This is a genomic window from Pseudoalteromonas sp. T1lg22 (assembly GCF_002964645.1).
In the GTDB taxonomy this organism is placed as follows: domain Bacteria; phylum Pseudomonadota; class Gammaproteobacteria; order Enterobacterales; family Alteromonadaceae; genus Pseudoalteromonas.
Genome location: NZ_PQBY01000006.1, coordinates 25,789 through 50,276 on the forward strand (window position 1 = coordinate 25,789; position 24,488 = coordinate 50,276).

General features: G+C 54.0%; 15 protein-coding genes. 7 read left to right on the forward strand and 8 right to left on the reverse strand.

What is annotated here, in order from left to right:
* Positions 1 to 82: 82 nt before the first annotated feature.
* The 6 genes from C2M24_RS02360 to C2M24_RS02385 all read left to right on the forward strand — a co-directional run bounded on the left by C2M24_RS02360 (position 83) and on the right by C2M24_RS02385 (position 10,366).
* Positions 83 to 1,339, forward strand: coding sequence for a hypothetical protein (locus C2M24_RS02360; protein WP_105199725.1), 1,257 nt, complete (start codon positions 83 to 85; stop codon positions 1,337 to 1,339).
* Positions 1,340 to 1,342: 3 nt separating this feature from the next.
* Positions 1,343 to 2,311, forward strand: coding sequence for a formyltransferase family protein (locus C2M24_RS02365; RefSeq protein ID WP_105213192.1), 969 nt, complete (start codon positions 1,343 to 1,345; stop codon positions 2,309 to 2,311).
* 10 nt (positions 2,312 to 2,321) lie between these two features.
* Positions 2,322 to 2,915, forward strand: a complete 594-nt coding sequence (locus C2M24_RS02370) for a phage tail protein (protein ID WP_105199723.1) — start codon at positions 2,322 to 2,324, stop codon at positions 2,913 to 2,915.
* 80 nt (positions 2,916 to 2,995) lie between these two features.
* Positions 2,996 to 3,841, forward strand: coding sequence for a sulfotransferase family protein (locus C2M24_RS02375; RefSeq protein WP_105213193.1), 846 nt, complete (start codon positions 2,996 to 2,998; stop codon positions 3,839 to 3,841).
* Positions 3,828 to 6,992, forward strand: a complete 3,165-nt coding sequence (locus C2M24_RS02380; RefSeq protein WP_105213194.1) for a DUF4347 domain-containing protein — start codon at positions 3,828 to 3,830, stop codon at positions 6,990 to 6,992. The genes C2M24_RS02375 and C2M24_RS02380 overlap by 14 nt, the downstream gene beginning before the upstream one ends.
* Positions 6,993 to 7,174: 182 nt before the next feature.
* Complete coding sequence (locus tag C2M24_RS02385; protein ID WP_105213195.1) at positions 7,175 to 10,366, forward strand: Ig-like domain-containing protein; 3,192 nt, start codon at positions 7,175 to 7,177, stop codon at positions 10,364 to 10,366.
* A 38-nt stretch (positions 10,367 to 10,404) separates the two neighbouring features.
* On the opposite strand, the gene C2M24_RS02390 is transcribed toward C2M24_RS02385, so the two are convergent.
* The 8 genes from C2M24_RS02390 to C2M24_RS02425 all read right to left on the reverse strand — a co-directional run bounded on the left by C2M24_RS02390 (position 10,405) and on the right by C2M24_RS02425 (position 23,448).
* Positions 10,405 to 11,400, reverse strand: coding sequence for a FecCD family ABC transporter permease (locus C2M24_RS02390; RefSeq protein ID WP_105213196.1), 996 nt, complete (start codon positions 11,398 to 11,400; stop codon positions 10,405 to 10,407).
* Positions 11,397 to 12,197: an ABC transporter ATP-binding protein gene (locus C2M24_RS02395; RefSeq protein WP_233999485.1), complete on the reverse strand. Its 801-nt coding sequence runs from the start codon at positions 12,195 to 12,197 to the stop codon at positions 11,397 to 11,399. Before C2M24_RS02395 ends, C2M24_RS02390 begins: the two co-directional genes overlap by 4 nt.
* Before the next feature lie 66 nt (positions 12,198 to 12,263).
* A complete protein-coding gene (locus C2M24_RS02400; protein ID WP_105213198.1) occupies positions 12,264 to 15,056 on the reverse strand; it encodes a DUF2339 domain-containing protein in 2,793 nt (930 codons plus the stop codon).
* Between the two features lie 94 nt (positions 15,057 to 15,150).
* Complete coding sequence (gene hrpB, locus C2M24_RS02405) at positions 15,151 to 17,565, reverse strand: ATP-dependent helicase HrpB (protein WP_105213497.1); 2,415 nt, start codon at positions 17,563 to 17,565, stop codon at positions 15,151 to 15,153.
* Positions 17,566 to 17,633: 68 nt separating this feature from the next.
* Entirely contained in the window at positions 17,634 to 18,665 is a 1,032-nt protein-coding gene (locus C2M24_RS02410) for a GGDEF domain-containing protein (RefSeq protein ID WP_105213199.1), read from the reverse strand.
* Positions 18,666 to 18,817: 152 nt separating this feature from the next.
* A complete protein-coding gene (gene metH, locus C2M24_RS02415; protein ID WP_105199716.1) occupies positions 18,818 to 21,442 on the reverse strand; it encodes a methionine synthase in 2,625 nt (874 codons plus the stop codon).
* A 13-nt stretch (positions 21,443 to 21,455) separates the two neighbouring features.
* Positions 21,456 to 22,511, reverse strand: a complete 1,056-nt coding sequence (locus tag C2M24_RS02420) for a homocysteine S-methyltransferase family protein (protein ID WP_105199715.1) — start codon at positions 22,509 to 22,511, stop codon at positions 21,456 to 21,458.
* Entirely contained in the window at positions 22,501 to 23,448 is a 948-nt protein-coding gene (locus C2M24_RS02425) for a homoserine O-succinyltransferase (RefSeq protein ID WP_105199714.1), read from the reverse strand. The genes C2M24_RS02420 and C2M24_RS02425 overlap by 11 nt, the downstream gene beginning before the upstream one ends.
* 150 nt (positions 23,449 to 23,598) lie before the next feature.
* Here C2M24_RS02425 and C2M24_RS02430 point away from each other — a divergent pair, with 150 nt between their 5' ends.
* Positions 23,599 to 24,486 carry a DMT family transporter gene (locus C2M24_RS02430; protein ID WP_233999486.1) on the forward strand — a complete coding sequence of 296 codons (888 nt, stop codon included), beginning with the start codon at positions 23,599 to 23,601 and terminating at the stop codon, positions 24,484 to 24,486.
* The last annotated feature ends 2 nt before the right edge of the window (positions 24,487 to 24,488 follow it).

Consider the following 24,488-nt stretch of genomic DNA (forward strand, 5'->3'; position numbering starts at 1 on the left):
AATATTTCATCTGATTACAAATAGTGGCAATCCCACAACTCGCGACTAGGCTTGACTAAAGGGCAATAAACGGAACCTTGTCATGCACGCCTATAAAGATCAACAATCCATAGCCAATTGCAACCAAACTCACCTTTGTGACGGCAGCGTTGCCGGCTTGTTTGCCCACCAGCAACAACGTAGTTTACTAAAGCAACAGCTCAGCACCCAAGTTTTACCAACACTTACAAAAAAAGAACTCCAAACACTTAACGCCGGCACCGCTGCCACCATTTTGCAAGCACATAAACCAAGCCGCGAGCTGGTTACCCCGCTTTTTAATTCGCTTTTTACGGCCTATAACGCCGTTTATCAACACGCCGATATTGCTAAAGCCGAACGCAGCCAACAGTTTATCAGTAAACACGGCCTGGTAATGGCACCAGATCACTGTATTCACACCATTAAAGATGGTTTACGGGTGAGCGCCTATATGCGCGCCATAGACAAGGCTATCACCGCCTTATTTGGTGGCGGCCAGGAAAAAATCTTTATCGCCTATCCTGCCTGCGGCCCCTTTGCTCCTTTATTGTTGCCACTGTTGAGTCACTATCAACGCCAGGGCATAAGCGGCGAGCGGTTGCGCATCACCCTTATCGATATTCAACCCGGGGCCATCGCCTCACTGCATAAGCTGATCACCGAGTTGGGGCTGCAAGAATACATACAGCAAATGTATTGTGGTGATGCCTGTGCTTATAACGCCCCTATGCTCTTCGATCTGGTCATTGTCGAGGCCATGCAACATGGCTTTAGTCGGGAAGGACACTTCGCCATTGCCCATCATTTTGCTCAGCAGTTAAGTAACAATGGTTACCTTATTCCGCAGCAGGTCGATGTTCACGCCATGCTCAATATAGCCCAGCTTGAGTATGTGGAACAGTGGCGCAATGAGGGTCTCAGTGCCCAACAACTCAGTGAAAAATTAAGGGCCATTAGCCAACAACGCACCGAGCTCGGCGTGGTCATGTCGATCACGGCACAAAGCCTCAGGGCCATAGCTCCTAGCCAGATTGAACAACAAGCACTGCTTGGTGCCGCTACCTTGGTTCTGCCTCAGCTCGCCGAGCATGCCAATAAACAAACCCTGAGTCTGTACACCCAGATCAGCTTGTTCGCCGATGAGCGACTCGGGTTGTATGACTCGGGGATCACCCATCCGCTTCCAGATCTCAGTGTCTGCATCAACTTTATCCCAAGCGACCCGCAAGCGGATGACACCTTGGCAAATTCTGGCGACACCCTGAAGTTTTACTACAGTTTAAGCGGTCTTCCCGGCTTTTTGGTCATTAAGGAATAGGCAATGAAGGAACAACCTAGGACTCTTGTGTATGCCAGCAGCCTGTTTGCCTGGCCCTGTATTGAGGCGCTATTTGCCACTGAGCAGCTTGTCGGGGTGATCACCCCGGACCCGCAAACATTGGGGCACAGACAAGAGCCCTTGCTGCAGCTGTTGAATCAGCTGCAAGCCAATGGCATTCCCTTTGAAGTGGTATGCAAGGAGAAGCTGCATTTAATTCCCAGCCACTTACCGCACTTTAACGCCGAGCTTGCCCTGTGCCTGGGCTTTAGTCATTTATTACCGCAACCGGTCCTCGAACACTACAGGTTAGGAATTTATAACTGCCATGCGTCTCCATTGCCCGCTTACGGGGGAAGGGACCCCATCTATTGGCAGCTGCGCAACCAAGAAACATACAGTGCCCTGACCTGGCATGCCATGAATGAGCACCTCGATAGTGGCGACATTCTGCTGCAGCTGCCGCTGCCCCTTGGCGGTCAAGATACTTATGCCAGTTTGGTTCAGCGCTTCGCTTATCTGGCTCTTAGCAGCCTGGAACAGTTTTTTCACCAGCTCACAACCGCTACAGTCGCACCGCCGCCAAAGGGACAAAAAGCAGATCAAACAAGTGCTGCGCCGGAATTTATCACACTGGATTTTAATGCCCTCACCGGGGCGCAAATTGAGGCGCTCACACGCGCTCATAACGGTCACTATGGCCGGGTGCTGCTCAATATTAAAGGTATGGCGGTTGAGCTTATTCAAGTCAGCCTGGCCGATTACCCGGGCTATGGCACGGCACCGGGCACCATAGTGATGATTTCCTCGACGCAGGGACTGGTCGTCAATACGCAGGATGGTTGTATTCGCCTGGATATTGTCGCCTGCGAATTAGGCGTTATGAGCGCCGAACGTTTAGCACAATTAATTTACCTCGATGCCGGTGAGCAGCTGCAACGCCCACCGCACCCATTACAACAGCAAGTATAAGGACAACTACATGGACCCCTTTATCGCTCAAATTCAGCCCTTTGGTTTTAACTTTGCACCAAGAAACTGGGCCACCTGTGATGGGCAATTGCTGCCTATCACTGAGTACACTGCGCTCTTCTCGTTAGTAGGCACCAACTTTGGCGGTGACGGTCGCACTAACTTTGCGCTGCCCGATTTGCGTGGCAGAACAGCGGTGAGCCAAGGCTCAGGACCGGGCCTTACGCCTTGGACCATGGGCCAAAAACGCGGTGCGGAAACACATATCTTATCGGTGAACGAGCTTCCAGCTCATACCGCCGAGGCTAACCTTAACGGCGTAACGGGAACCCTGAGCGCCACTACGGATGGCGGCACCACGGAAACGCCGCAAGCTGGCTATGTGCTTGCAACGACCGTAGCCGGCGATAGCCGCAGTGATACCCCGGAAAAAATCTATGCCCCCAGCAACAGCGCCACCGAGGTCGCACTAGGGGGTGTCACCCTCAGCGGCACCGCCCCGGTACAGAGCCCGGGCAATAGCCAGGCCTTTAATATCAGCCAGCCTAGCCTGGGGGTTAATTACTCCATGGCGTTAGAGGGCATTTATCCATCCAGAAGCTAGACTGTTTTATCAACAGGAAGTAACTCGGTGGCGTCAAAAGGCGCCACCCTTTTGCGTTTATAAAGGTAGGAACAACAACAATGACGCAGTATCATTTTATTTCAGGCTTGCCCCGCTCTGGCTCCACACTGTTGGCCGGTTTATTAAGACAAAACCCCGCCTATCATGCCGCCATGAGTAGCCCGGTGGCCCCACTGATGGCCGGGTGTTTAGAGCAAATCGGTGCCGGCAGTGAGTTCGCCCCTTTTTTTAGCGAGCAAAAACGCCGCGCCCTGTGCCAAAGCCTGGTGAATAGTTACTACAGCGAACACGCCGATAAGCAGGTGATCTTCGATACCAATCGTATCTGGACGGCACGTATGCATCAGCTGGTAGAGCTGTTTGACGATTTTAAGGTGATCTGCTGTGTTCGCAACCCTGCCTGGGTGATGGACAGCTTTGAGTGCATCTATCGTAAAAACCCCTTTGACTACAGTCGCATGTATTCCCCGCAAAGCCGGCAAACCGTATATACCCGCTGCGAGTCCATGGCCCATCATCAGGGGGTGTTCGGCAGTGCCTGGACGGCCTTGAAAGAAGCCTACTATGGCGAATATTCGCAGCGCTTATTGCTAGTGGATTACGACTTACTTACCCAGCATCCGGCGCGCACCATGGAGCTGCTCTACCAGTTTTTAGACTTGCCTACGTTCGACCACGACTTTAATCATGTGGAATATGAAGAAGGTGAATTCGATAGCAATATTGGCGTCAAAGGCCTGCATACGGTCAAAAAAGAAGTCAAATTCACCCCAAGGCGCAGCATTTTGCCACCCGAGTTATTCAACAAATACAGTGACATGGCATTTTGGCAAGACACATCGGGCACACAAGCCAGTCTTATCTGCGCCACAGCCCCCCAAGGAGACACCTATGCATCATTTTAAACTCAATAAGGCCGCCGCCTTGCTGATGCCCTTGGGCCTGAGCGCACTCCCCACCTTAGCCGGGGCCTACGGCGGTTATATTCGTACGCAACAACAGCGGCACACGCCACCGGCATCACACACGCTGGGCCAGGAGAGGCACAGGGCTTTTAATGCCAGTAAGATGCTAGGCAACAAAAAGCCGCTGCCACCAGCAGATTTAAGCCTGATGCAAGGCACAAAAACCGCCTCCCCCACTGCCCTGCCAAACCACTCTGGAATCGAGTTAAAAGCAGGACAGCTCAGCCAGGAAGTAATGATCATAGATGCCTCACTGCCTGATAAGTCGACCTTTTACAAGGCCCTAAAACCGGGCATAGAAGTGATCGAAATTGATGATCAGACGCCGATATTTGCCCAGCTTAATAGCAAGCTGGCTGCCTATAAAAGCCTCGATGCCTTACATTGGGTAAGCCATGGCTCACAGGGAAAAATTCATGTTGGCCAACAACAAATCAGTGCCGCCAGCCTCAATGATTATGTGGCCGATATCAAACGCCTCGGTGCTAAACTGAGCGCCGGCGCCGACATTCGTTTTTATAACTGTAATCTGGCCCAAGGCGAACAAGGTATTGAGTTTATAGAACTCCTCAGCGCCCATACCGGTGCCGACATCGCAGCATCAAATGACCTAACCGGAGCCAGCGATAAGGGTGGCGACTGGCAGTTGGAAATCGTTCAGGGCGATATCGACAGCGAATCGCCGTTTGATGCCCTGACTCTGCAGGATTTTAGTGATGTGCTGGCAACCTATGTTGCCGATGACTTTTGCCCCGATGAGCTACCAACCAATGGGGAATGCGGCACAACAGAAACCTCAGCCAATGGTAACTTAGTAGCAAGCGGGCCAAGCGGTACTTATATTCATCAATACAGCACGACCCAGTCTCTTTATACGTTAAGCTATCCTGCTCCCCCTACGGCTACAGGGCACATAGAGTTTACAAAATCAGCTAGTTACACAAATTTTAATCTAAATTCCCTAAAGTTAGATGTTTATAACTCTTGCCGTATTGAAGTGACAAATAACTCAGGTAGTACTATTTACGCCAGCACGGAATTCACTACCGGGCAACACACCCTCAATTTGGGAGGAAATACTACAAACATCTCCTCATTTAGAGTAACCGGAACTAACTGCGTACCTAACTCAACTTCTTTTGGCGTAATAGAATTCAATACTACGCCCTCCAACAGCGCGCCAAGCATCGCCAACCTAAATGGCGATAGCCTCAATACTTACCCCGGCAGTGCGACACTCCTAGACCAAGGCAGCAATGCTACGGTCAGCGACGCTGACAGCTCGGATTTTAGTGGCGGTAACCTCAGTGCCACCATTACCTCAGGAGAAGATGCCGCCGAGGATCTGCTCAGTGTCGATACCTCGGGCGCAGTATCCCTGTCGGGCCCCACGGCCGGCAGTAATCTGTCGGTGTCGGGGACAGTGATCGGCACGCTCGCGAATAATATCGCCGCCGGCAACGACTTTACCGCCAACTTCAACGCCAACGCCACCCCAGCCAGAGTACAAACCCTGTTACGGGCCCTCAGCTATGAAAATACCGACTCAGTCAGCCCCACCACGGGAGCTCGAAATGTACGTGTGACGGTCAATGACGGCGATGGCGGCACCTCGGCGAACCAGGATATAACCGTCACCGTGTTAGCGGCTAACAGCGATGGTAATTTAAGCGCCGCGGATGGCGTAATTGAACCGGTCGCCCTGTTCACCACGGTCGATACCAGCGGCGAAGCGGTTAACCTCTTCGATTTCACCTTAAGCGATGGCGGCGGTGGCGATAATCTGGCCATGGCTGTGTCGGCTATCCGGGTGCAGGTCGCTGGCACCTCCAGCGACCCTGAACGCGACAACGTGACCTGGCGATTAAGTGGGCCTGACGCGAATAACGTCACAGGTGTGTACAATGCCCTCGCTGACGTGATCACATTTTCCGGGTTGAATATATCAATTGCCGATGGCGACAATGAAATCTATACCATCAACGGTTATTTCAATAACAATACGAACCTGACTGAAAAACATGCCTACCTGCTGAGCATTGATGGCGATACCGATGTCACCTTAGGTGCAGGTACACGCATGGGGGCCACCAGCCTAATCAACAATGGTACCGGGTCACCCATAGAGGTCTTGGCCACCCAGCTGCGCTTTAGCACTCAGCCGGCGGGCAGTGTCTCGGGCAGTGCGCTTATGACACAGCCCGTTGTGACAGCCTCCGACGCATTTGGCAATACGGATACCGACTTTAGTGAAACCATTACCCTGAGCGAAGGCTCGGCCGGTATGCTCACTAACGCCAGCGCCAGCGCCAGCAGTGGTATCGCCACCTTCAGCGGCCTGACCTATACCGCCACCGCCGACCAACAAGCCTTTACGTTAACGGCCAATGACCAAGACGGCGTTGGCAGTGACCTACCCAGTGTCAACGCCAATGCCGTTATTGCCGATGTGGTGGCCACTAAACTGGTGTTTAGCACCGAGCCCGCCCCCACCTCGATACCCGCATGGCAAAGCACCAGCTTTACCACTGCGCCCGTAGTCCAGGCGGTGGATGCAATTAACGTGGTGGATCAGGGCTATAGCACCAGTATCACGCTCGCCGAGGTCAATGGCCCAGGCACCGCCATAATGACGGCAACTGGCGACATTGATGGTAATGCCAGCACGGTTTCCCTCACCCCGAGCTCAGGGGCGGCCACCTTCACCAACTTGCAATTAACCTACAGCCCCGCCGGAGCGGATTCGGAAGTCTTTAACCTGCAGGCCTCATCGGGAGGCTTGGCCACTACCAACAGCACCGCGATCACCGCCTTGGATACCATACCGCCGCGAGTCACCGGTATTACACTGGTTGGTACTCCCCCGGCCAATGCCACACAAATCAGCTACCTGGTAAGCTTTGACAGTCACGCACAAAATATTTCCAGCGATGATTTCACCCTGACCACCCTCAGTGGCGATGCCAGCGGCACCCTAGCCACGGTATCGGCATCCAGTGGCAGCAGTGTCACGGTTACGGTCAATAACCTGGCGGGCGGTGGCTCCTTGCGCTTAGACCTGAAGGCGAATCGGATATTACCGACGCCCTAGGCAATGGGAATGGCAACAACGGTTATACCCCGGCCTTTACCGGGGGCGAGACGTATCAGCTTGATTTAGCAGGGCCCGTCATCAATACCCTGAGTATCGCCGATACGGCGCATAAGGTCGGTGATACGGTCAGTGTCAGTATTAACGCCTCCGAACCGGGCGCCAGCCTGGTTTTGGGTACGGTGAACGGCTATGCCTTAAACGGCTTTAGCGATTTAGGCGGTGGTAACTACAGTGCCGAGTTTACTATTGATGATGGCGGCCAGAATATTGCCGCAAGCGCCGATGTGCCGGTGAACCTGGTGCTGGCCGATGGCTTAAATAACCAAAGCAGCTATACCACGCCCATCAGCCAGGCGAACGATGCCATTTATGCCAACCTACCAGCCATTAGCCTAAGCAGTGACACCAGCAGCATAGACGAAGCCGGCGGCTCGGCGCAGCTCACCGCCAGCATAGGTAATAGCCTGAATAATCAATGGCCGGAAAATATCCTCGTCACCTTAAGTTACAGCGGCACCGCCGCGGTGGACACGGATTACAGTCGCTCGCCGAGTATTACCATTGGCGCTTTAACAAGCTCGGCGGGCATAGCCATTACCGCCATCGATGACGCTCTTACCGAAGACGAAGAAACCATTATTGTCGATATCACTTCCCTCAGTGGCGGGGCTATCGAGAACGCAACGCAACAAGTCATTATTAGCATCAAGGATGATGAGAACCTGGCACCTGTTATCAATACCACCAGCCTGAGCACAGAGGAAGATACGACGCTCATGGCCGAGCTGGATATTAGTGACGAAACCCCGCAAGCCGTCGAATTAAGCGTCAGTGTCGAGCCGGCACATGGTCAGGTCACTATAAACGGCATCACACTGAGCTATACGCCGGATGCCAATTTTAATGGCCAGGACAGTGTCACTCTGATCGCCAGTGACGGTAGCTTGCAAAGCCAGCCAACCAGCATACTGATCACAGTCAGCGGCGAAAACGATGCGCCCGTGGCGGAAGATGATGTTATTACCTTGGCCCGTGCCGACTCGGGGAGCTATTTCCTCGACGTTCTAGCCAATGACAGCGACCCAGATGCCGACGATCAACTGACCATCACCTCCGCTAACGCCGAGCTAGGCGGGGTCAGCATCAATGATAATGGCCTGATGTATACCCCCATAGCCGGGCTTAATGAAACCGTGGCACTAAACTATCGCGTGGTCGACAAAGCCGGAGCGGCAGACAGTGCCACTGTGCACTTTACCCTCTCGGGAGAGTTACCAGCGGATACGCCGCAACTGACGGTGCCTGCCGATGTGGAAGCAAATGCTACGGGGCTCTATACCAAGGTGAATTTAGGTATCGCCACGGCACAAGACAGCGTTGGGCAGTCAATTCCAGTTCAGTTGCTTGATAACCCTGTGTACTTCACCTCGGGTGAACACAAGGTCTATTGGCAAGCCACGGATGATGAGGGCCGCAGCGCACTTGCAGCTCAGCATGTCCGCGTCCATCCGCAGATCAGTTTCGCTGCCGACAGTACTGCCAGTGAAGGCGGCAGTCATAAGGTTCATGCCTACCTGAGCGGCTCTGCGCCCAGTTACCCCTTGGTGGTGCCCTACAGTGTCGGCGGTAGCAGTGACAACAGCGATCACTCCCTGGTCGACGGTGAGCTGGTATTTCATTCCGAGCACAGTACCCTGAGCATGGATATTTACGATGACAACTTGGATGAAGGCGATGAAACCATACTTATCACCCTCTCGGAGCAAAGTAACCTTGGCGAGCGCGGTGAACACAAGGTCACCATCAGCGAAGCCAATCTTGCCCCCGGGGTTAGCATTAAGGCACAGCAAGGACAGCAAGTCCGTACCTTGTATCGCCTGGATGAGGACATTCGGTTACATGCCCAGGTGACAGATGCCAATCATGGCGATAGTCACACCTACACCTGGCAACTGGAGCCGGCCCTGACTCTCAGCGATGCCCACAGTGCCGATGTGACCCTGGCCGCCGACACCCTTGTCGAGGGGGTGTATAAGGTCACAGTGACGGTCAGTGACAATGGCACTCCGGCATTGAGCACCACAGTACAGGGGCAATTGGATATTCGCGCCACCTTGCCGCCGCTTGATAACGGCGACAGCGACGGTGACTTACTGCCGGATCAGGAGGAAGGTTTTATCGATCAGGATGGCGATGGCGTCAGCGACCACCTGGATGCCCTGCGCCCATGCCATCTAATGGCGGCGGTGGCGGGTCAGGAGCAAGACTTTATCCTCGCCAGTGAGCCGGGAACCTGCCTGCACAGCAGTCCCTATGCCGACAGTGCCCAGGCCGGTGCGCAGTTAAACCCAGAAGCTCTCAGCCCGGACCCAGACAAGCGCCATGTCGGCACCCTCTATGGCGTGGTGGTATCGGCACTAGCGACTCAGGGCAGCAGCGTCAATCTCGTGTTGCCCCAGCATCAGCCGCTGCCGGGCAATGCCCAGTACCGCAAGTACGTTTCCTCACAATGGCAGGACTTACATCTCGATGAGGGTAATGCGGTGGCCTCGGCCTTAGGAAGCCGCGGCTATTGTCCAGCGCCGGGCAGCGAGCAATGGCAAAGCGGACTGAATATTGGCCACTGGTGCGTGCAACTCACTATTGAAGATGGAGGCGCCAACGACGGTGACGGCATGGTTAACGGCTATATAGACGACCCCGGAGTGATAGCCCTGAGCGTGTCGGGCAACCAGGCGCCAATAGCCAATGATGATGTCTATCGGGTGCCAAAAAACAGCGATACGTCATTGGATGTGCTGAGTAACGACACCGATGCCGATGGCGACGAGCTGCAACTACTCAATGTGGAAAGCACTCTGGGTCAGGCGGAGATCCTCGATAATCAGATACTCTATCGCACCCCGAGTCAGTACCTGGGCATGGATACCCTGCTCTACAGCATTGCAGACAGCCAGGGCAATACACACAGCGCCAAGGTACAGGTGAACATAGCCGCCAATCAGGCGCCAATTGCCAATGATGACGAGGCCGAAACCTGGTATCGCACCAGGGTCACCCTGAATGTGCTTAGCAACGACAGCGATCCCGAGGGACGTAGCATTAGAGTGGTTGAGGCCAGCAGTGCACAGGGAGAAGTGACAATTAACGCCGACTACAGCCTGAACTTTACGCCTATGGATGAGTTTCGTGGCATCGCCACCATCGACTATGTGATTGCCGATGAGTTTGGTGCCCAGGCGACGGCCAAGGTGACGGTGGAGGTGGTTGAGCCACCTAAACGTAAGATCAGCAGTGGCGCGTTCAACATGTATTGGCTGCTGTTACTTGCAGGATTCGTGACCCTTCGTCGCCGCGCCAAGCGCAACTGAGCCCGAGAGCCCCGCCTGGTTGCGGGGCTCTTATTTCTCTATTGGTGTTGACGCTGCTGTGTGTATAACAAGGCAAAGAAAAAAGCGCTGCCAAGAGATGCGGTGATCACCCCTATGGGCAACTCCTGATTGGTCATCATGGTGCGGGCCAATACATCCACCCAGAGCATAAACAGACCGCCGCAAACAAAGCTTAACGGATAGATTTGGGTGCTGCTAAAACGCCCACTGAGGCGCACCAAATGCGGGATCATTAAACCGACAAAGCCTATACCGCCGCACACACTCACCAATACCGCGGTGATCAGGGCACTGAGCAGCAACATAATAATACGCAGCATGGGCACATTCACACCCAGGGTATGGGCACTTTCATCGCCCAACAAGAGGGCGTTTAGGGCGCGGCGCAGCACCACCACCAGTGCCAGCACAATCAGTAACAACAAGGCGATGGGCAACAGCATGGCGAGATTGGCGCGGGCAAAGCTGCCCAGGGTCCAAAACACCACGGCGCTGATCGCCTGGGGTTCGCTAAAATACAGCAATAAACTGGTGAGGGCGCTAAAGCCGAAAGACAGAGCCACACCGCACAGCACCATGATGGAGTTTTGCATATAACGCAGCGATAAAGCCACGGATAGCAACAAGGCGGTGGCCAGCATGGCACCGATAAAGGCGCTGAGGGTCAACATAATACCGGCACTGACGCCAAGCACAGTCATAGCCACCACCACGCCCAGCGCCGCCCCGGAGGAGATACCAAACAAATAAGGATCGGCCAAGGGGTTGCGGGTCACGGTTTGCAGCATGGCGCCGGCTAAAGCCAACCCGGCCCCGGCCATAAAGGCCAAGGCCACGCGCGGTACCCTGAGCTGCCAGATAATCTGTTGCCACAGGGGGTCGCCCTCGCCGCCAAGCACAGCCAGTAACTGCGACCAGCTTAAATTAACCGCCCCCAGCTTTAGCGCCCATAAGGCGCTCAGCGGCACGATCACAACAAGCGCCATAATGGCGAGTTTACGCTGATTTATCATGACTTTTGGCTCCTGTCAGCGTAGAAATAGTGCACCAGGGGCCAGTGCTCTGGGTTTTGCGGATGAACGCCAACCTGAGTACAGACGCCAAACACATCACTCAGTAAGGACTCGGTGATCACCGCTTTGGGGGTGCCATTGGCAACCAGTTTACCGCCATCGAGTACCAGTAGCTTGTCGCACATGGCCGCCGCCAGATTTAAATCATGAAATGAAGCCAGTACAGTGAGGTTTAGCGAGCGTACCAACTCCATCAATTCAATTTGGTATTTTATGTCTAAATGACTGGTGGGTTCGTCCATAATCAATAACTTAGGTCGCTGTACCAGAGCCCGGGCAATGTGTACCCGCTGCTGCTCACCACCTGAGAGTTGCGCCAGTTGCTTATGCTGCTGCGCCGCCAAGCCGACATCGGCAATGGCTTGCTGTACCCGCGCCAGCGCCTCGCTATCCGGCCTTTGCCACAGAGCCATGCCGGGCAACAAACCCAAGGCCACCACATCGACCACGGTCAAGGACATATCGCTCGGCGCCTGCTGCAATACCACGGCCATATCCTGAGCCAAGGCTCGCGGTGCCATGCCTTGAATGCAGCGACCATCAAGGCGTACGGCATTTACGGCGCTGGAATAATAGCGATAAATGCAGCGCAGCAAGCTTGATTTACCGGCGCCATTGGGGCCGAGCAGGCCGATAAACTCGCCCTGCTGCAAGGAAAAACTGATGCCGTCGAGCACTTGTCGCTCCTGTAAACGACACTGCAACTGCTCCACGGTCAGTAAAGAATGATGAGACACAACACCCACTTAGATAAACTGGCAAGGCGCTATTATGAAAGCATTGCCAGCTAAAGTAAATTTTGTCTATCCAGACGTCTGTTCACTCGGCATATGCTGGCGTTGCAACCACTTAAACAGCGCCCCTAAACCAACCAGAGCCAAGCCAAGACCGATAAAGGACAGCGCCCGTAATAACCCGGTTAAGTTGGCCATATCGACCAGGAACACCTTGGCGATCACCAAAGCCAATAGGGCCACACCGACACGCTGAATGATCAGCTTGTTAAGCGTTAAACTCACGGCGACTAAGGCGGCGCCAAGCACTAACCAGATCACCGAATAGCTGTAGAGCTCCGCATCCTCCACGCCCATGGAAAGGGCAATGATGGGCCCCTGCCAATATTGCCGTACCAAAGCATTGATACCGACAAAGAGGTAAAAGCCCGTGGCACCAAAGAGCACACGACTTAAGCTCGCCTGAGACTGGCGCAGCTGATAACCAAGCCAGGCGCCAATACCGGCCGGCGCAAAATAGTATAACCAGGCATAACTGCTCAGCAAGGACTCGCCCATGGGCACGACGCTAAGCCAGGGGTTGTATTCCAGCCATAGCTGACTTTGCAACAAGGCCGCAGCACCGAGCAGAAGATAAGCACCAATGGTATAGTACTGCGCCATGGTTTGCGCCGCTTTGGCACGATACAGATACACGCAGCCAAGTAATCCCCAGTTAATGCTCAGCACCAGCTTTTCGAGCAGCGACAAGTCTTCCAAATGTATGGTATGACCCACCAGGGCATAGCTGGTCAGTGCACTTACCCACAGTGCCAACACGTGTAAAATCACGCCCAGCAGCCAAGGTTTCAAACCTTCACTGGCAAAGAATCGATAACCCAGGGTAAAGAGTGCCGCAACGCTTGGATATAACCATAAAGAAGGCTCGCTCAGCCCATTGCCATAAGATGGTTCTATCCACAAGAGGGTGAGGCGCCCCGCCACCACAGTAACCAAGGCCTTAAGCAACCAAGCAGGAATGGGCTGCGCAAAGCGCTTGCTCAGATAGGTCATCAACACCACCTGAAGCGCCAGCGCCAAGGTCAAGGCATGAGTGCCCAACACCAAAGTCGCCGCAAAGGCCAGGTGAGCATTGATGGCACACCAGTAAATCATCTGCTGCACCTTGTTGCGGGTGCGATTGGCAAGAAAGACCAAGAAGGCGCCGGCCAGTAACAATTCAATTACCCAGAACCATTTAACATCATCCAGCCAGACTTGCGGTAAGGCCAGATAAGCCAGCACCAAGGGCACCAGCACGGCGCCACCGGCTATAAAGCTAAAGCCCATGTGTCGGGGTGAACGACTGGCAAACACAGAGCCGTAAACTAAAAACGCCACCATGGCAATTTGCGCCTGCCCCAGCGCTCCGTGGAACATCAAAAGGCCATCATGGTTTAAATCAACGTTCATCGGATAAGGCTGATCCAATAACAGCGCCAGCAACACAGCACTGAGTATCGGCCACAGCTGCCAGCGGGTGTTCAGCAAGGCAGCAACCGCAAACAAGGCGCTCAGCAACCAAAACTGCACGCTTAGCACGGCCATTTCTTGACCGCTTGAGAAGAGCACAGTGGCGGCAAAGATCACCAGCAGCAAGGCATGATCCGGCTTTTGCAGCACCAGAGATTTAAACGACCAAACCCTGTGCTCAAGTTGCGAAAATGAGAAGCCCAAACGGGGGATCATAATCAAGAGCACCACGCTGATGGGCACGAAAACAACCATGGCCATGGCGTGCTCACGCGGGATGTCCACGGCAATAAGCAATAGCCATAACAGGTGCAGCGCCCAGATGCTGTACCACAACCACATGCGCCTGACCTTGCGCACCACAAAGGTTAAATTCAGGGTCAGCACGCTTAAGAAAATAACCAGTTCAAGGTAATTTGAGGAGCCGGTCGAGACCCACAGAGGCACGCTATAAGCGCCCAACATGCCGATAATAGCCAGCAGTGGGCCATAACGCAGCGCCGTCCAACTGGCCGCCACAGATACCAAGGTCAACATCACAAAGGCGCTGCCCGGGGACAGCAGTTTATAACTCACTAACGCCAGGGCGGTCAGCGCAAATAAACTGATATAGCCGCCGGCCGCCAGCGCCGCCGGCACATAGGCAATCATGGCATATTGTGCCTCGCTGTCGCGATAGAATTTACGGTGCACATATTCGGCACCGACCAATAGCAGCAGGCCAAAAGCCGCACCTAGCACCAAACGCGCGGTGACCGACAAGAGCCCCGCCTCAAGAGAATAAGAAACAAAGAAAATGCCACCAAAGGCCAACGCCAGAGCGCCTATCCACACCATCCAGTGCTCTTTAAATTGAGCAGTAAAACGCTGCCATAGATCAGGGGTTGCCGGGTCTTTGGGCGGTAAAATGGAATCGTTTGCATCCTGATAGCCCGCTTCCTGCGGCTCCGATGCTGGAGTAGCCACGGATGTGGCGGCAGGCTCAAGCGTGGGCGCCGCCATAGGCTTTGCCGAAGGCTTTGCCGGTGGCTGAGTAGTAATACTTGCCGTGCTCTGTGCCGTATTTGCGGCAGCACTCTCAGCCGCACTGGCAGTTTCGCCTGCAGCCGCACTTGCAGTCGCACTCACAGCCGAGTCTTTGGCCGCGGTAGCGGACTCGGGAGGTGTCTGGGGTGGTGTTTCCTTAGCGGCAGCTGCGCTCATAGCACCCGGGGCAGCCTTTAGTTGCCGTTGTAAATGCGCCAGTTGACGCTTAAGCTCACCTATTTGTGTGAGCGCGACTAACCCGCACACACTGCCGATCACTACAACCAGCATTAGTAAGCCCATAAAAGCGATCATCGTATCCATGGCCTAACCTTAAGTTATTGACTCGTTTAACTATACTCACAAAAATGAAAAAGGAAAGTTCGCCGCGTCAGAGTGCATTAAAACCAGATTTTGACTACATTCTGCTCTTTACCCGAGTGGTTGCCTGCGCATTCGCCGGATCGTCGGGCCAAAAATGCTTCGGATAGCGTCCCTTCATTTCCTTTTGCACCTCACGATAACTGCCCTGCCAGAACTGCGCCAAATCCTGGGTTAATTGCAGTGGACGCTGTGCCGGCGACAGTAATTCCATAAGAATAGGCAGCTTGCCCTGCGCCAGTTTCGGGCTTTCGGTGAGGCCGTACACTTCCTGCATACGCACGCTAAGCTTGGCCGGACCATCAAGTTGAAAGTGGATTCTATGGGTGGCGCCGGAGGGCACGGTTAACTTGCTAGGTAACAGCTGCTCGAGTTGCTGTTGCGCCGGGTAATCCAGCAAACTTAGCAAGGCCGGACGGTAATCGAGTTGCTGTAATTGGGCCAATGACTGCACCTCACTCAGATAAGGCGCCAGCCACTGTGGCGCCGCCGCCAGCAAGCTCTGCTCGTCGCTGTAGGTAAAAGGCGCACCCAGCAACTGCCCGGCCAACAATAAACGGGTTCGCAACTGTTGCGCCTGCGGATGCTTAAGCAGCGCCCACCCTTGTTTTTGCAACAGCCCAAGCCAGGCTTGGCATTTCATTTGCGAGCTAATAGCTTGCGAGGAAGGCTGGCTGCGCAAGGTAATGGCGCCCAGTTTAAAGCGGGTTTCATTGGTGAACTGCGCTGTTTTGTCGTTAAACTCGCACACCTCTTGCTCGCTAAATAAATGCGGCAACTGCTCCTGCAATTGCTGGGGGCAAAAAGCGGTGGCAGAAAAGATACGTTGGCCGCCTTGGCCGCCCACCTCGGCAATGGCCAGGTAGTCTTCATCAAGCCAGTGCTCAACGGACGCCTGCACCCCGGCGCCATTACTCATCAGCATGCCCTGCCCACGGCGCTTGGCCAGACGATCCGGGTAGGCCAGCGCCACTACCAGGGGCAATAAGGACATGGGTAAAGATTGGCTGGGCGCTAACTTGAGCCTTTGCTGCCAATACCTGAGTTGCTGGCGAAACGCCGGATGGGGGCGATGCAATTGCGCATTAAGCGCCGTGCTGAGCTCAGCGGCTGTGCTAATACGCGCTTCCATCAGGGCAACAAAATGGACCGCCAGCTGTAAAAAACCTGGCCACTGGCGTTCAAACTTCTCGGCCTTATACAAAAGATGGGCAAAGCGCAATTCGGTCCCCATGGCGTGCATGATGTGGGCCTGGGGCGATAATTTATCGCCTTCCAGCACCTCAAGCATCTGCAATAACACCTGGGCCTGCTGTTGCTGCGCTTGGGTTGGCGGATCCAGCAACTGCAGCTCGTCAAGACTGGCCCCCCAAAGCTTGGCCTCTAACAACAAGGGGCTGATATCACTGGTGAGCATCTCGGGGGCATCGTGACTGGCGCGGCGTTCAAGCTGCTCCCTGGCACCAAGGCGATAGACCACGCCAGGTTGCAAACGCCCGGCTCGTCCGGCCCTTTGGGTGGCGGAGGAACGCGAAATGTTCACGGTTTTAAGCTCGGTGACCCCGGTTTTTAAATTAAACTCGGCGGCGCGACGTTTGCCGCTGTCCACCACCACGCGAATGCCATCTATGGTTAAACTGGTTTCCGCCACATTGGTGGTCAACACCACCTTGCGCTTACCCTCGGGTGCCGGGGCAATGGCCTCTTGCTGCGCCTGTTTATCCAGCTCACCATAGAGTTTATGCACCTCGATGTCGGCCGGTAAATCCGCCAGTTGCTCGCCCACGCGGTTGATCTCGCGCTGACCGGGCAAAAACACCAACACACTGCCTTCTTGTTCGCTCAGAGCCTTCTTCACCAGCGGCGCCATGGCCTCTAACCAGCGCTCGCTCTGCGCCAGGGGTTCATACACTTCCTCTATGGGATAACTGCGCCCTTCGGCAGACACCATGGGACAATCGAAAAACTGCTGATAACGCTCGCCATCCAAAGTAGCCGACATGATCAGAATTTTTAGGTCATCGCGCAGCAACTGGCTTTCCAAGGCAAAGGCCAGGGCCGTGTCGGCGGCCAGTGAGCGCTCATGGAATTCATCGAAGATCACCAGATCGACGCCGCTCAACTCGGGGTCGCTTTGCAGCATGCGCGTCAACACCCCTTCGGTGACGATCTCCAGCCGCGTGTCGGCACTCACCTTGGTTTCCTGACGCAAACGCAACCCCACGCTTTGCCCCACCCGCTCGTTTTGTTGCGATGCCAAAAACTGAGCGATGTTGCGCGCCGCTAAGCGCCGGGGCTCAAGCATAATAATGCGCTGAAAGTGGCCATCGCGCAGCAATTGCAGCGGCAGCCAGGTTGATTTACCGGCACCGGGAGGCGCTTGTAATAAACACAAGGGGTGGTTACTGAGTTGCTCTATAAGCTGAGGGTAGCTTTGTTGTATTGGTAGCACGGCGTTCACACGAAGCGATTCATGGTGGCTATTGTATGCCATTGTCCGCTCAGGATCAGCAGCTAGGGCTAATCCATGGCCACATCGTCGTCGAATACGACCCGGTTTTTACCACTGCTTTTGGCCAGATACAAACGCTTATCGGCAATATTGAGGCAATGATCTATGCTCTCACCAAACTGACGTTGGTGAGCACCTATGCTCAGGGTCATTTGCAAGCTATGGCCATCTGTGTGCAGAGCGTTATCCTGCAGATGTTGCATTATCTGCGTAGCAACCCGTTTGGCACTGCGCGCCGCGGTGTTATGCACCACCAGCAAAAACTCTTCACCGCCCCAACGAGCGACAATATCATCGGGCCCGGCATGGTCCTTTAAAGTCGCGGCGATAAAGCGCAGCACCTGATCGCCGACCTGATGACCATAGCCATCATTGATCTGCTTAAAATTATCGGCATCAAGCAACATATACACGGCACCGGCGCCGAAACCAGGCTGAGTCAGACATTCCAGGGCATAACGGCGGTTGCTGAGCCCGGTCATGGCATCGGTGCGCGCCAGTTGCTCATTAATCTGCAACTGCTGCATTAACGCCCGGCTGTATTTATTGCGGTAATACTCATAAAAGCCAGCCAGCGCACAGAGAATGGCAAAGCACAGCATCACACGAGCGGGAAAATGGTAATTATCGTATTGATACAAGCCTAGGTTGGGCGTAAAGATAAATAACAGCAAAACCACCACGGCCAGTAAAATAAGGTCCACCGCCCCTTGCTTTAAACCGCGAATGAAGAAGGTCACCGGCGAGACAATAAATAACCACAAGGGCCCGGTACCATGGCTGCCTCCGGATACCACCAGGTACGACATCAGCGCGTAAAGGGAATACAACATAAGCACAGCAATAAAGGCATCATGCTTTGTTATCACAAAGGGCAAGGCAAACACGACTACGGCGCTGGCCAACAGCAGGCTAAGCAAAAGGTAGCCATCGAGGTAACTGTTGATGGCCATTATCAAGGAAGTACAGGCGCCGATCGCGGCAAATACACGTAAGAAATGGGCCTTATCGGCATCGGTGGCATTAAAAGTATCTTTCACTGATCCGCACTACTTATCCTTGTTATTCGATAACTTACTGTATCATAAAAATATTAATGCCCAAGTTCTGGGGTTGTTAAAAATTGTTCGGGGTTGATTGAACGCATAAAAAAAGGCGACCTCAGTCACCTTTTTTATTCAATATAATCACCTTAGTAGTCATAGCCCAGATTAGGCCCGAGCCATCTGTGCGCTTCGTCCAGCGTCATGCCCTGACGCTCAGCGTAATCCTCAACCTGATCGCGCTGAATGCCCGCCACGGCGAAGTACTTGGAATCAGGATGGCTGAAATACCAGCCCGACACAGCCGCCCCCGGCCACATGGCGTAAGACGAAGTCAGCTTCATGCCGATGCGTTCTTCCACATTCAACAAGTCCCAAATTTTGGACTTCTCTGTATGCTCCGGACAGGCCGGATAACCGGGCGCCGGGCGAATACCCTGATAATTTTCGCGAATTAGCTCATCATTGCTGAGCGCTTCATCCGTGGCGTAGCCCCAATGTACCTTACGCACCTGCTCATGCAGATACTCGGCAAAGGCTTCGGCGAGACGGTCAGCCACGGCCTTGACCATGATCTTATTGTAGTCATCACCTTGGGCATCAAAGGCATCGGCCAGGGCGTCTTCTTCCAAGCCGCCGGTGACGGCAAAGGCGCCAAAGTAATCCGGCGTGCCTTTCGGCGCCACATAATCGGCTAAGCAGTAGTTGGCAAAGCCCTTTTTCTCGGTTTGCTGACGCAACTGACACGAACGCAACAACACCTGAGAGCGGGTTTCATCGGCGTAAATTTCGATGTCGTCGCCGACGCGGTTGGCCGGGAACAAACCTATCACCCCCTTGGGCTGTATGCTGCGCTCACGGGCAAACTTATCGAGCATGGCATTGGCATCGGCAAACAGCGACTGCGCCTGCTCGCCCACCACCTCGTCATTGAGAATGCGTGGATACTTACCCGCCAGCGACCAGGTCATAAAAAACGGGGTCCAGTCGATATAGTGACGCAAGGTGTCTATGGCCACATCGTGGAACTCCTGCACGCCCAGCTTACTGGGAACCGGTGGCACATAGTTTTGCCAGTCCAGCTTGGCATGGTTGGCCCGTGCCTGCTGTAAACCAATGGGCTTGGAGCGCGGTTTCTTACGCGCCTGTTGCTCACGCACCTTTTCGTACTCGACCTTGGTTTTCGCCACAAAGTCCGCCTTGGCGGTTTTACTCAACAGGCTGGAGGCCACGCCCACGGCTCGGCTGGCGTTATTCACATAGATCACGCCCTTGTCGTACTGGGGCTCAATTTTCACCGCCGTGTGCGCCTTGGAGGTAGTGGCGCCGCCAATCAGCAGCGGTATCTCAAAGCCGCGACGGGTCATTTCCTTGGCCACATGCACCATCTCGTCAAGGGAAGGGGTAATAAGGCCGGATAAACCGATAATATCGGCGTTTTCATCGATGGCGGTTTGCAGAATTTTCTCCGCCGGCACCATCACGCCCAGGTCTATCACCTCATAGTTATTACATTGCAGCACCACGCCGACGATGTTTTTGCCTATGTCGTGCACATCGCCCTTTACCGTGGCCATAATGATTTTACCGTTGGTCTGCCCTTCTTCCTTTTCGGCTTCAATATAGGGGTCGAGGTAGGCCACTGCGCGCTTCATAACCCGCGCCGATTTCACCACCTGAGGCAGGAACATCTTACCGGCACCAAAGAGGTCACCGACCACATTCATGCCATCCATCAGCGGCCCTTCGATCACCTCTATGGGCTTGGCAAATTGCTGGCGACAGGCCTCTGTGTCTTCTTCGATGTAATCGGTGATGCCCTTAACTAAGGCGTGCTCCAGGCGTTTTTCCACCGGCCAGGAGCGCCATTCAAGGTCTTCCACCTTTTCGGCCTGAGCCATGCCCGAGTATTTGGGCGCCAGCTCAACCAAGCGCTCGCCCGCCCCCGGGTCTTTATTGAGGATCACATCCTCAACCGCATTGCGTAGCTCTTCGGGAATATCGTCATACACCGCCAGCTGGCCGGCATTAACTATGCCCATGTCCATACCCGCTTGGATGGCGTGATACAGGAATACCGAGTGAATGGCTTCGCGCACCGGGTTATTACCACGGAACGAGAAGGACACATTCGACACCCCGCCGGACACCTTACAGTACGGCAGGTTTTCTTTGATGCGGCGGGTGCCCTCTATAAATTCAACGGCGTAGTTATCGTGCTCTTCGATGCCCGTGGCCACGGCGAAAATATTGGGGTCGAAAATAATGTCTTCCGGCGGGAAGCCGAGCTCGTCCACCAAAATACGGTAGGAGCGCTCACAGATTGCAAACTTACGATCGGCGGTTTCCGCCTGGCCGGTTTCATCAAAGGCCATGACCACCACGGCGGCGCCAAAGCGCTTCAGGATTTTTGCCTGGTGACGAAACGGCTCTTCCCCTTCTTTGAGGGAAATGGAGTTCACAATGGCCTTACCTTGAATACACTTAAGGCCCGCTTCGATCACCTCCCACTTGGAGGAGTCGACCATAATCGGCACCTTAGAAATATCCGGCTCCGAGGCGATCAGATTAAGAAACTTCACCATTGCCGCCTTGGAGTCCAACATAGCTTCGTCCATGTTGATATCAATCACCTGGGCGCCGCTTTCTACTTGTTCGCGGGCCACATCCAGGGCGGTTTCATAGTCTTCTTCCATGATCAGGCGCTTAAAACGCGCCGAGCCAGTGACATTGGTACGCTCACCGACATTGGTAAAAATGGCTGTATTGGTCATAGTTGATAGCCCCTTAATTCAAGTTACAGGCTTCAAGGCCGCTGAGACGCATGCGCACCGGCAGCTCGGGGAGCGCTCGTGGTGCGGTGTTCTTTAAGCCGTCGCTAAAGGCTTTAATATGCTCCGGCGTGGTACCACAGCAGCCACCAACGATATTGATAAAGCCCTGCTCGCCCCAGTCGATGATCTCCTGGGCCATTTCTTCGGCTTCCAGGTCGTACTCACCGAACTCGTTGGGCAAACCGGCATTGGGGTGCACCGAGGTGAAAGTTTCGCAGACGGTGGATAGCTCCTCCACGTACTGGCGCAGCAGATCCGGGCCTAAGGCGCAATTAAGGCCGATGGAAAGCGGCTTAATATGACGAATGGAGTTATAGAAAGCCTCTGTGGTTTGTCCCGAAAGGGTGCGGCCCGAGGCATCGGTAATGGTGCCGGAGATCATCACAGGCAAACTGGTGCCGGCCTGCTCGAAGGCTTCTTCCACCGCAAAGGCCGCGGCCTTGGCATTGAGGGTATCAAAAATGGTTTCGATCAAGATCAGGTCGGCACCGCCTTCCATCAAGGCCAGCGTCGACTCGATATAGGCCTCAACCAGTTTATCGAAGGTAATATTACGATAACCCGGGTCGTTCACGTCCGGCGAGATAGAGCAGGTCTTGGACGTGGGCCCAAGCACACCAGCCACGTAGCGCGGTTTATTTGGCTCCTTGGCGGTAAATTCATCGGCCACCTTGCGGGCTAAGCGCGCCGACTCGAGATTAATCTCGCGGCTAAGGCTTGCCATGTCGTAGTCTTCCATGGAAATGGTGGTGGCGTTAAAGGTGTTGGTTTCTATAATATCCGCACCGGCCTCAAGGTATTCGCGATGGATTTGCGCGATCACCTCGGGTTGCGTCAGGCTTAACAAATCGTTGTTGCCCTTTACCAGCACATGCCAGTCTTTAAAGCGCTCGCCGCGATAGTCGTTTTCCTCAAACTTATGTTTTTGGATCATGGTGCCCATGGCGCCATCGAGAATTAAAATACGCTGTTTGAGGGCCGCTTCGAGGGCGTGACGTTTATTCGGCATAATTATCTGTCCTTACATCCTGGCTCACCAGATTAATATCATAGGGCGTGGTTTGATACACGTAGTAGTTTAGCCAATTGGAAAATAACAAGAAGGCATGGCTTTGCCAGGTTTTCGACGGTTTTAAGGCCGGGTTATCCTCGGGAAAATAGTTTTTCGGTTTATCCACATCCAGGCCCTTGTCGACATCGCGTTGATACTCTTTTTGCAAGGTATCGGCGTCGTATTCCGGGTGCCCGGTCAGGTACACCTGCGAGCCGCTTTGGTTTTTAAGTAAGTAGGCACCCACTTCCTCTGAGCCGGCAAGCACCACGAGATCTTCGCGCGCGGCAATTTTATTGATATCGATATGACCGTAGCGCGAGTGTGGCACCAAGAAACGATCGTCAAAACCGCGGGTGAGCGCGCCGTGGTCGAAATAACACTGGTGTTCAAACACACCGCATAGTTTGTTGGCCTGGAGTTCACGTTTCAGACCATAGTGATGATACAAACCGGCATGAGCGGCCCAACAGCTAAACAGGGTCGAGGTGACATGATGCTCGGCCCACTCGAAAAACTCCTGTAATTCCTGCCAATAGCCTACCTCATCATATTCAAGATGGGCCAGCGGCGCGCCTGTGATGATCACTGCATCATAGTTAGTGTCTTTAACGTCGCTGAAATAGCGATAAAACATGTCCAGGTGCTGCTCGGAGTTGGCGCTGGATCTATGGGTATCAAGACGCAGTAAGTCCACGTTGACCTGCAAGGGGGTGTTGGCCAGCAAGCGAATAAACTGCACTTCCGTTTCCACCTTATTCGGCATCAGGTTCAATATGGCCAAACGCATAGGCCTGATCTCCTGCGTGCTGGCACGACTTTTCGGCATCACAAAGACATTTTCTTGGCGCAATTGCGAAATCGCTGGCAACGCATCCTGAACCGTAATAGGCATAGTGAACTCCAATGCAAATATTAGAAGGGCTATTATGACCCTCCCACTGGAAATATCAACCTCTAGATGTTTAGACGTCCATATAAATTTTACAGCACGGCTCTCCCTTGCCATAATGCCGCGCGTCGAATTAAGTATAAGGGACCCAAGGTGGGATTAGGAGAATTAGCAGCAATCTGTGCCGCCATTGTCTGGGCGTTTTCAACCCTGCTCTACAAAACCTTTAGCCATCACCTTTCGCCCTTACAGCTCAATGTCAGCAAGGGCTTGCTGGCGTCACTGATGATGGTCGCAGCAATTGTTATCACCGCAGACTCTAACATCCCGCAGCAAGTAGCCGCCTGGGGTTGGCTGATTGCCGGCGGCATTATTGGTATTGCCATCGGCGACAGCGCCTACTTTGGCGCCCTGCGCAATATTGGTCCGGCGCGTACCCTGATCATAGAGTCACTTGCCCCCGCCTTGGCAGGCATACTCAATATCCTGTTGCTGGGACACTACCTGTCCACACTGGCTTGGGTCGGTATTATCGTCACCACGGTCGGGGTGGTGATTGCCATTCGGCCACAGCATGCCTTACCAAGCCTGGATAAGCGTCATTATGTAATCGGCGTATCCTTAGCACTGCTGGCGGCACTGTGCCAGGCCACCGGCATGGTGATGTCCAAAGGAGCAATGAACCTAGAGTCAATGAGTAGTTTGTGGGCGGCGATGATACGTCTGGTATCGGGCACCCTCACCGTGGCTTTGGTGGTGGCGCTGCTCAAACACTCGGACCTGTATCAGGCAATCCGCTTAAAAGGCATAGATAAGAAGCACTGGTTGTTGGTGGCGGTATTCTTCGGCACCTTTATCGGCCTGTGGCTGCAGTTAGCGTCGGTAAAATACACCGACCCGGCCATAGCGCAAACCCTCTTTGCCACCGCCCCGTTGATGGTGATGACCTTCGGCTTTTTTAAACGTGAGCCGGTGAGCGCAAACATGATCCTCGGCGGCGTTTTAGCTCTGGCCGGCGTCGGCATTCTACTGGCAAATTAATA

Excerpts from the sequence above, each read along its gene's own strand:
- metH (WP_105199716.1), bottom strand. The coding sequence starts at position 21,442 with ATGACCAATACAGCCATTTTTACCAATGTCGGTGAGCGTACCAATGTC.
- C2M24_RS02370 (WP_105199723.1), top strand. The coding sequence starts at position 2,322 with ATGGACCCCTTTATCGCTCAAATTCAGCCCTTTGGTTTTAACTTTGCA.
- C2M24_RS02425 (WP_105199714.1), bottom strand. The coding sequence starts at position 23,448 with ATGCCTATTACGGTTCAGGATGCGTTGCCAGCGATTTCGCAATTGCGC.
- C2M24_RS02400 (WP_105213198.1), bottom strand. The coding sequence starts at position 15,056 with ATGGATACGATGATCGCTTTTATGGGCTTACTAATGCTGGTTGTAGTG.
- C2M24_RS02360 (WP_105199725.1), top strand. The coding sequence starts at position 83 with ATGCACGCCTATAAAGATCAACAATCCATAGCCAATTGCAACCAAACT.
- C2M24_RS02365 (WP_105213192.1), top strand. The coding sequence starts at position 1,343 with ATGAAGGAACAACCTAGGACTCTTGTGTATGCCAGCAGCCTGTTTGCC.
- C2M24_RS02390 (WP_105213196.1), bottom strand. The coding sequence starts at position 11,400 with ATGATAAATCAGCGTAAACTCGCCATTATGGCGCTTGTTGTGATCGTG.
- C2M24_RS02380 (WP_105213194.1), top strand. The coding sequence starts at position 3,828 with ATGCATCATTTTAAACTCAATAAGGCCGCCGCCTTGCTGATGCCCTTG.
- C2M24_RS02420 (WP_105199715.1), bottom strand. The coding sequence starts at position 22,511 with ATGCCGAATAAACGTCACGCCCTCGAAGCGGCCCTCAAACAGCGTATT.
- C2M24_RS02375 (WP_105213193.1), top strand. The coding sequence starts at position 2,996 with ATGACGCAGTATCATTTTATTTCAGGCTTGCCCCGCTCTGGCTCCACA.